Genomic DNA, 816 nt, shown 5'->3' with positions numbered 1-816 from the left:
CTATTAACTTAATTCTTCTATCCATTTCGATAATTTCATCTTCATTAAATCTTTTTTCAAAATTAAAATAATTAATGGCACCACTAAATAAAGATCTTAAAAAATCTATTGAGTTAAAGTCTTTATTCAAATAAATAACTTCTTCTGATGAAATTTTAAGATTAATTAGATTTATTTTAAGTTTCATTATAGTAAAACGTATTGGCTGAGAAGGAAAATAGATATCATAATTTCCATTTTTAAAAAATTCTTCAAAACCATCTGCAATGAATCCCCAGAACCAATTTATATCATCTACAACATTTGATCCAAAAATTTCTTTTTCATAATAAAAAATTACTATTTTTCCTTCAACATACTCCCAATCAACATTTTTTACTTGATAAGAAAAAGCAATGTCATTTATATCAATAAAATCATCATTAATTTTAATAAGTGTCTTAAATTTAATCATGCGACCTCTTAATAAAATTATTCCATCCATCCACAACTTAACCCAAATAATTAAAAAGATATGATCACAATAATAGAACCGTACCTCATATTCTATTTTAGAAATCCATAAAACCAATGATTTTATTTAATCTTATTTTCAACTATAAGGATTTCTTCTTTAAAATTAATCCACCTTCATTATCTAGTAATAAAAGCATGTTTTTATCATTTTTCGGAATAACAAATATACTTCTAGAGTCATTCTCTCGAATAATCTTTAAAAGATAATCTATTAAATTCTCTTTCGATGAAACCACCATAACCCCTTTATATATACACACTTTTCCCTTTTTAATAAAAAAATTACTACCAACATAATAC

The 816-nt window shown here is 23.5% G+C and carries 2 protein-coding genes; both read right to left on the bottom strand.

Annotation, left to right across the window (positions count from 1 at the left end; all coding sequences use genetic code 11):
• A partial coding sequence (locus ACH8JV_RS19490) for a hypothetical protein (protein WP_396523294.1) occupies positions 1-484 on the bottom strand: 484 nt, incomplete at its 3' end.
• Between the two features lie 112 nt (positions 485-596).
• On the bottom strand, positions 597-816 hold a 220-nt coding region (locus ACH8JV_RS19485; protein ID WP_396523292.1), incomplete at its 5' end, for a hypothetical protein.

Origin of the sequence: Acinetobacter sp. ABJ_C5_2, from assembly GCF_044538485.1 — a bacterium.
GTDB classification, from domain to species: domain Bacteria; phylum Pseudomonadota; class Gammaproteobacteria; order Pseudomonadales; family Moraxellaceae; genus Acinetobacter; species Acinetobacter nosocomialis_A.
Note: the sequence above shows the minus strand (reverse complement) of the source record. Positions and strands in the feature narration are given on the sequence as shown.